Origin of the sequence: Pseudomonas sp. (assembly GCF_049590575.1) — a bacterium.
GTDB lineage: Bacteria > Pseudomonadota > Gammaproteobacteria > Pseudomonadales > Pseudomonadaceae > Aquipseudomonas.
In genome coordinates, this window is sequence record NZ_JBAWDE010000348.1 from 1 (window position 1) to 7,070 (window position 7,070).

Sequence of the window (7,070 nt, forward strand, 5' to 3'; positions counted from 1 at the left end):
GTGCTCGACAGCGACGACATCCCCGCGCCGCCACGCCTGCCGGATGTGCGCGGGCTGGTGTGGTTCGATTACGTGTTGGCGCTGCTCGCCACCGTGGTCGCGGCCGCCGTGGCTTGGGGCGTGTCCAGCGTGTTGCCCCTGCCGAATATCTCGCTGGTGTTTCTTGCCGCCGTGTTGCTGGTGGCGGTGCGCAGCAGCCTGGGCCCGTCGCTGGTGTGCGCGGCATTGTCGTTCATGACCTATGACTTTCTGTTTATTCCGCCGAATTTTTCTTTCGCTATCCAGCGTGAAGAGGACGTGCTGACGCTGCTGTTCTTCCTGCTGATGGCGGCGCTCACCGGTAACCTCGCCGCACGCCAGCGCCGGCAATTGCAGGCATTGCGCGACACCCAGGAGGAAACCAGCGAACTGCTCGACCTGTCACGCAAGCTCACCGCCGCCACGGATCGCCAGGCGGTGGTCAGTGCTGCCGCCCATCACCTGGAAGGGTGGAGCGATCTGGATTTATGCCTGGTCAATCGCGACGGCCAGGGCGGCTGGAAGGTCGAGACCGGTGGCCCGCTGACGCTTACCGAAGCCGAACGTGCCGCCGCCGATTGGGCCTGGCAGCACGACCAGCCGGCAGGCATGGGCACTGGCACCTTGCCGTTCGGGCGTTGGTGGTGGTGGCCGCTGTCGAGTGAAGAGGGGCCGTTGGGCCTGCTTGGCGTCAGTGCGAAACCGGGCCAGGAATTGAGCGGCCAACGCCGGCGCTTGCTCACTGCACTGAGCCAGCCGCTGGCCCAGGCCCTGGCGCGGGCCCAGCTGGCGCAGGAGTTGGAATCGGCGCGCCTGCACGGCGAAACCGAGCAATTGCGCAGCGCCTTGCTGGCCTCGGTGTCCCATGATCTGCGCACGCCGTTGACCTCCATGCGCGGCAGCATCGACAGCCTGCTGGCGCTCGGTGAGGCGATCCCGCTGGAGGATCGCCGCGAGTTGCTCGAGGGCACCCGCGATGAAGCCGAGCGCCTCGACCGTTACATCCAGAATTTGCTCGACATGACCCGCCTTGGTCACGGCGCGCTGAAACTGGCGCGCGACTGGGTGTCGCCGGGGGACATCGTCGGCAGCGCACTCGGGCGTCTGCGTGCGGTGCTGGCGCCGCTTACGGTGAGCACCGAGGTGCCGGCAGAGTTGCCGTTGCTGTATGTGCATGCCGCGCTGATCGAACAGGCTTTGGTCAATGTGCTGGAAAACGCCGCGCGCTTTTCACCGCCCCAAGGCCGACTGCAGCTGAGTGCCGGGGTGGCGGACACTCAACTGTTTTTCGCCGTGGCCGATGAGGGGCCGGGGATTCCCGAGGAGGAGCGTGCGAAGATCTTTGATATGTTCTACACCGCCGCTCGCGGAGACCGGGGCGGGCAGGGCACGGGCCTGGGCCTGGCGATTTGCCAGGGCATGGTCGGCGCCCACGGTGGGCATATCAGCGTCGCCGATGGCATCGACGGGCGCGGCACCTGCATCACCTTGTTCCTGCCGTTGCCAACACAGCCTGGCCTGGACGGCGAGGCGTGAGCTACCCTCTTTTCTCCACGGATTTTGATTGGACACCATGAGCCAGACCGCGACGATTTTGGTCATCGATGACGAACCGCAGATCCGCAAATTCCTGCGCATCAGCCTGGCCTCCCAAGGCTACAAAGTGATCGAGGCCGGCACCGGCAACGAAGGCCTGGCCCAGGCCGCGCTGAGCAAGCCGGACCTGCTGGTGCTCGACCTCGGCCTGCCGGACATGGACGGCCAGCAAGTGCTGCGCGAGTTTCGCGAGTGGTCGATGGTGCCGGTGCTGGTGCTGTCGGTGCGCGCCAGCGAAGGGCAGAAGGTCGAGGCCCTGGACGGTGGGGCCAATGACTACGTGACCAAGCCCTTTGGTATCCAGGAATTCCTCGCCCGTGTGCGTGCCTTGCTGCGCCAGGCGCCGACAGGTGAGTCACAGGAAGCGGCCTTGCGTTTTGGCCCGTTGACCGTCGACCTGGCCTATCGCCGCGTGTTGCTGGACGGTGCCGAAGTGGCGTTGACGCGCAAGGAATACGCCGTGCTGGCGCAGCTCGCGCGGCATCCAGGGCGGGTGATTACCCAGCAGCAATTGCTCAAGGATATCTGGGGCCCGACCCATACCGAAGACAGCCACTACCTGCGGATCGTGGTGGGCCATCTGCGCCAGAAGCTGGCGGATGACCCGACCCAGCCGCGCTTTATCGTGACCGAGGCGGGGGTGGGTTACAGGTTACTGAATGCCTGAATTGAGCGGCGCCAGAGTCGCCCGTTCCCACATTCGATCGCATTTAAACGCTGAAACTCGCTCAACTGTGGGAGGGGGCTTGCCCCCGAAGAGGCCGTCAGCAACACCCACAATTTCAGCGCTGCTCACTCTCATACCGATCCAGCGTATCACTGGCAATTTCACGCCCCAAGGCGATCAACTCCGGCGCCTTGTAGAACTCGAAAAACCGGCACACCCGCTTGGGCACGTTGATCAGCACATCCGGTGGGTAGCCGGCAATTTTGTACTGCGCCAGCGACGTCTGCATCACCTCGAAACTCTGGTTGATCAAATCCAGCAGTGACGCCGGGCCAACGTTGTCGATGATGAACGAACCGGTCGCCGACTTCGGCGCCCCGGCTTTTTCCGGGGCGGCGGCGGGTTGCTGGGATTCGGGCTCGGCGGAGTCCAGCCACGGGTTGATCTCCGCGGCCTGGGCTTCCAGAGCCTCTTGTTCCAGCTTCATCAATTGTTCGGCCTGCTTGCGGCGAAAGGGCAGGTGTGATCCCAGTGATTTGGCCAAATTGTTGAAGCGGCTCTTGAACGCCGGCGGGCGCTGGATCACCGGCAATTGGTAGTGTTTCTGGTTGGTGGCGTTGAGGTTGACCGCGATGATCAAGTCGCAATGGCTCGACACCACCGGCACGATGGGCAGCGGGTTGAGCAGGCCGCCATCCACCAGCATGCGGTTGCCTTGCATCACCGGGGTAAACAGGCTGGGAATCGCTGCCGAGGCGCGCATGGCCTGGTGCAGGCAGCCCTCCTGAAACCAGATTTCCTGCTGGTTGGTCAGGTCGGTGGCCACGGCGGTGTAGGGGATGCGCAGTTCTTCGATATTGATCTCGCCGACGATCTTGCGGATTTGCCCGAAGACTTTCTCGCCGCGAATCGCCCCCAGGCGAAAACTGACGTCGACCAGGCGCAACACGTCGAGGTAGTCGAGGCTTTCAATCCAGTTTCGATATTCGTCCAGTTTGCCGGCGGCGTAGATGCCACCCACCACCGCACCCATTGAACAGCCGGCGATACAGGCAATGTCGTAGCCGCGCCGTTCGATCTCTTCGATCACCCCGATATGGGCGTAGCCCCGGGCGCCGCCGGAGCCCAGCACCAAGGCAACACGCTTCTTCATGGTCGATGTCCTCCCCTAGGCAGGTGCCCACAATGCACCCTTTGAGGGGGCGGCTTCAATCTTCCTGGGGCCCTGCAATATTTTTGCAGAATAGCCATGCTGCTCGGGTATGCTCTGGCAATCAGCGAGTTTGATTTCGGGCTGACTGACAAGGCACTTTTCCTTGTAGGCAACGTCTACAGCGTACGACTGTTTTTCTTTATTTGAGGTGTCATCGATGAAAGCCTGGATGTGTGTGCCTGTGATTCTGTTGGCCCTGGCCGGTTGTGCCGGCAAAACCGCTTACCGTGACAGCTGCGGCAGCCAATTGGATGCCGCCTGGAAAGAACTGGACCTGGCCAAGGCCGAAGGTTTTGCCGGCACCGTGAGCTACTCCAAGGCCTTATCCCTGTTGACCGGCGCCAAGACCCAGCAACAATTTGAAGCGTTTGAAGGTTGCTCCAACAAGGCCGAGAAAGCACGCTTCTATATTCGTGAGTCGCGCGCCGGGCGTTAAGCCGTCCAGGCTGGCGTGAGACAGTAGGGGTTTTCATCGTCAAGGGGAGGAAGGGATGTCAGCTTTGGTCGATCAGTTAGTCGCTCAGGTCATTGGCCTGGAAGTAGGGTTACTGAGCTGCCAGGCTCGCCTCGCCGCCGTTACCGACGATGAAGCCCTGCATGATCTGCGCACCACGGTGCGTCGCCTGCGCAGTCTGTTGCGCCCCTTGCGCGGGCTGCCGGGCGTGGAACAGCTCGAAGCCGCCGCCAGCGCGGTCGGCCAACTGACTACGCCGCTACGCGACCGCGAGGTGCTGGCGGCGTATTTGCATCAGCATCATCATCACGAAGCGGCGCAGCGCCGCCTGCGTCTGCAACCCGCCGCCTATCGCCAGGTTGCGCAGGGTGCAGAGCTTGCGCAATTGCTGCAGATCCTCGATGCATTCCCGCGTTTTATCCGTGCCTGCGAGCATCAGAAGTTACTCAAGGGCCTGCGCGCGCGCATCGAGAAACGCCTGGCCAAGCAATGGCGCAATCTGGGTGAGGCGCTCAAAGACCCCGATCACGATCGCCACCGCCTGCGTTTGTTGATCAAGCGCGTGCGCTACGCCGCCGAAGCCTATCCTGAATTGGACAAGCTCCCGACCAACGCCATGTCCCGCCTGAAAAAAGCCCAGGGTGCCCTGGGCGATTGGCATGATTGCTGGCAGTGGTTGGCCCAGGCCGAACACCAGGCGGATCTGCAGCCCTGCGTTGCGATATGGCAGCGCACCATGGCCAAGGCTGAGCAGCAGGCGGACCGGGTGCTGGACAAACTCAGCGCGGATTGTTTCTGAGTCGGTCCGGCTTTTGGCCGGAATAGGCGCTGTACCTTGTCACTGCGCTGGTTAAGATCCGTCATCTGTTTAATTTGATGTGAGGTCGCCATGCGCTTTAGTGATTTGCTCGACGCCGCCCGCCGCAACCCGTTGGATGTCACTATTCCGGCCGAATGGGCCCAGGGCCGCGCGACGTTTGGTGGCCTGGTTGCGGCCTTGCAATACGAAGCGCTGCGCGCCCAGGTGCCCGCGGATCGCCCGTTACGCTCGCTGGCGATTACCTTCGTGGGCCCGGTGGCGCCCGATGTGCCCGCCAGTTATCAAGTCGAAGTGTTGCGCGAAGGCAAGGCTGTCAGCCAATTGCTTGGCCGCGTGGTGCAGAACGGTGAAGTGGCTACGCTGGTCCAGGCGAGTTTCGGCGCATCGCGCGAGTCGGAAATCGACGTGTCGAGTGAAGCACCACCCGTGTTCAAGCATTGGGACGAGTGCCAGGAGTTGCCCTATATCAAGGGCGTCACGCCGGAGTTCATGCGCCACTTGGCGATGCGCTGGAGCATCGGTGGCCTGCCGTTTACCGGCAATAAATCCCGCGACATGGGCGGCTGGGTGCGGTTGCGTGGGGATGTAAAAGAGGAACCGCTGACCGAGGCACACATCCTCGCATTGGTCGACGCCTGGCCCCCGGCTTTGCTGCCGCACCTGAAAAAGCCCGCGCCGGGCAGCACCCTCACCTGGACCATCGAATTCATCCAGCCGCTGCAAGACCTCACGACCCTCGACTGGTGCCAGTACCACGTCAACATCGAGCACGCCCGCGACGGCTACGGCCATGCCGCGGCTGCGCTATGGAGCCCGACCGGCGAACTGATCGCCCTCAGCCGCCAGACCGTGGTGGTCTTCGCCTAACCTTTAGAAGCGCTTGCTGGCTTGAGCTTCCAACTTATGGCCGTGGCGCTGCAGCGCCACGCCTGCCAGCACACCGTCCACACCCACGGCAACACTCGCCAGGCTCAGACTGAACACCCCGGACGCCAGCAGCAGAAACCCTATGATCAGCAGCGGTACGGCAATCAACTGCAGCCCCAGATTGGTCGGGTTCTGGTGGCTTTGCGGTTGGTTGCGCCATTGCCAGGCGGGGAGATTGGGATGACGTTTGCCCATGATGGTAAATCCTCTGTCCGTTTAAACAACATGGGCAGAGTTTAGGTGGGGCGGGTGGAGGGGGGCGAATTGGGGTTGGCTATGGGGGCTATAGGTAGTTTAGATTCATGCACTTATAAGCTTTAAAAGAAATAATCATCAGGTTCATTTATGTACACATTTGGATCGCAAAGTGAAATATATTTAGCACTGAATTCAATTGAGGCGTTTTCGGTGCTTGCTTGGAAGTGGAACTGATCATCATCACGTGTGATATTCACACAAAATACTTCACGAATGGGAAGATTTTGAATTTTTAGATCGCAGACTCCATGACAGTCAATCCCCATTCTGCAAGTGTTATAGCCTTTACCTTCCCATTTGAGCGGTAGTCTGTCTGGAAAGTCAGGGATGTCGAACCCTAATCCCAGCGACGGTTTATCGTTTTCTATCTGCAAAGAAAATAATGCAATTTTTCCAATCGGTACAGGTTTGCTAAATAGCTTCTCGAAAAATATATTGCGATCTAGTTCATTCCAGTATTTCATTTTTTAATCCTGAAGTTGTAATATTCTTTCGCTCCGGAAACCTATCCGTTGCGGGGCTTGTCTGATGGTCGTAAGTTGAAGAGGATTTAAGGTGTCAGATTTATTTGGTTTATTTCGGCGCGGATGTTAAATGAATTCGTCCAAATTAGCTGAAATTAGCTGTCCCAATTAGCTCAAAAATCCTCGTCATTGCCCTTGATATAAACGTTAGGGTCGCAGATTGATATGCTCTGGGCCTGGAATTCAATTAAAGAGTTTTCATTGATCGCTTTAAAGCAGAATCGTCCATCTTGCTTTTTTATTCTCAAATAAAAACTATCTTTATCGGGTATGTTGAGTATTTTTAAACCGCTAATGCCATGGCAATCAATGCCTAGTCTGCAAACGTTGTAACCTTTGTTTTTCCATTTTTCCGGAAGAATATCTGGGAATTCGGGGATGTCGAATCCAAGCCCCAGGGACGGTCGATCATTGTCTATTTGTAATGAGAATAGAGTGATCTTTCCTATCTCTACAGGTTGGCTGAAAATTCTTTCAAAAAAAATGTTTTTATATAACTCATTCCAGTATTTCATTTTTTTCCTGAAGAAATAATGTGATTCTGCGTCGGTGACTTTACCATTGTGCGGTTGTTCAATGATGTTAAATAAATC

The 7,070-nt window shown here is 58.8% G+C and carries 8 protein-coding genes and 1 pseudogene; 5 read left to right on the forward strand and 4 right to left on the reverse strand.

All coding sequences use genetic code 11. The features are described 5' to 3' along the window. Together WBR57_RS23875 and WBR57_RS23880 are read left to right on the forward strand one after the other, a co-directional pair. On the forward strand, positions 1-1,554 hold a 1,554-nt coding region (locus WBR57_RS23875; RefSeq protein WP_424087232.1), incomplete at its 5' end, for a sensor histidine kinase. Positions 1,555-1,591: 37 nt separating this feature from the next. Beyond that, positions 1,592-2,281 carry a response regulator gene (locus WBR57_RS23880; protein ID WP_424087234.1) on the forward strand — a complete coding sequence of 230 codons (690 nt, stop codon included), beginning with the start codon at positions 1,592-1,594 and terminating at the stop codon, positions 2,279-2,281. A 115-nt stretch (positions 2,282-2,396) separates the two neighbouring features. Here WBR57_RS23880 and WBR57_RS23885 read toward each other — a convergent pair whose 3' ends face one another. Continuing rightward, a complete protein-coding gene (locus WBR57_RS23885) occupies positions 2,397-3,434 on the reverse strand; it encodes a patatin-like phospholipase family protein (protein ID WP_424087236.1) in 1,038 nt (345 codons plus the stop codon). A gap of 217 nt (positions 3,435-3,651) precedes the next feature. Between WBR57_RS23885 and WBR57_RS23890 the strand changes: the two genes are divergently transcribed. From WBR57_RS23890 to WBR57_RS23900, 3 genes are all read left to right on the forward strand, one after another. Beyond that, complete coding sequence (locus WBR57_RS23890) at positions 3,652-3,930, forward strand: hypothetical protein (protein ID WP_003238638.1); 279 nt, start codon at positions 3,652-3,654, stop codon at positions 3,928-3,930. Positions 3,931-3,985: 55 nt separating this feature from the next. After that, positions 3,986-4,747: a CHAD domain-containing protein gene (locus WBR57_RS23895; RefSeq protein WP_424087239.1), complete on the forward strand. Its 762-nt coding sequence runs from the start codon at positions 3,986-3,988 to the stop codon at positions 4,745-4,747. Positions 4,748-4,837: 90 nt separating this feature from the next. After that, the gene (locus WBR57_RS23900; protein WP_424087241.1) at positions 4,838-5,635 is read left to right on the forward strand and encodes an acyl-CoA thioesterase; all 798 of its coding nucleotides are present in this window, start codon (positions 4,838-4,840) and stop codon (positions 5,633-5,635) included. A 6-nt stretch (positions 5,636-5,641) separates the two neighbouring features. Here the strand turns inward: WBR57_RS23900 and WBR57_RS23905 are convergent. The 3 genes and pseudogenes from WBR57_RS23905 to WBR57_RS23915 all read right to left on the reverse strand — a co-directional run. Then, positions 5,642-5,890 (reverse strand): annotated as a pseudogene (locus WBR57_RS23905) (terminase); the annotation flags it as partial. A 122-nt stretch (positions 5,891-6,012) separates the two neighbouring features. Then, positions 6,013-6,417 carry an Imm50 family immunity protein gene (locus WBR57_RS23910; RefSeq protein ID WP_424087243.1) on the reverse strand — a complete coding sequence of 135 codons (405 nt, stop codon included), beginning with the start codon at positions 6,415-6,417 and terminating at the stop codon, positions 6,013-6,015. A gap of 173 nt (positions 6,418-6,590) precedes the next feature. Further along, on the reverse strand, positions 6,591-7,070 hold a 480-nt coding region (locus tag WBR57_RS23915; RefSeq protein WP_424087245.1), incomplete at its 5' end, for an Imm50 family immunity protein.